This window comes from Pseudomonas viridiflava (assembly GCF_900602065.1).
Classification (GTDB): Bacteria; Pseudomonadota; Gammaproteobacteria; order Pseudomonadales; family Pseudomonadaceae; genus Aquipseudomonas.
Genome location: NZ_UWFN01000327.1, coordinates 1 through 321 on the forward strand (window position 1 = coordinate 1; position 321 = coordinate 321).

The window sequence follows — 321 nt, forward strand, 5'->3', positions numbered from 1 at the left end:
TTTTCCGGCAGGCCAAGTAGCCCTGCCCTTGCCAGTGCGCCGCGAAGCTGCGGCAGGAAAACCGGCGTTTCAGGCAACGCAAGCAGTGCCCGTTCGGCCTCGGAAAGCGGCACGACCTGTTTCACGGCAGCCGACGTGGAGGCCACTGGCTCAACAGAATCGGCCCATTTACAGAACTTGCCCTCGTTGACGAATACATCAATGCTACTCGCCGCAGAGTCGGCCTCCAAAGACAGCCTGTCCAGCCCGAACTCACGGGCATCCATGGCATTGCTCGGGTATTTGCCAGTACGTTTCGGGGACGTCGAGCCAACCATTATC

Annotated in this window: 1 protein-coding gene; it reads right to left on the reverse strand. The window is 59.8% G+C overall.

Features of this window, described 5'->3' with window-relative positions; genetic code table 11:
- Window positions 1-321: hypothetical protein (locus EE949_RS24400; protein WP_164666832.1), on the reverse strand; the 321-nt coding region annotated here is incomplete at both ends.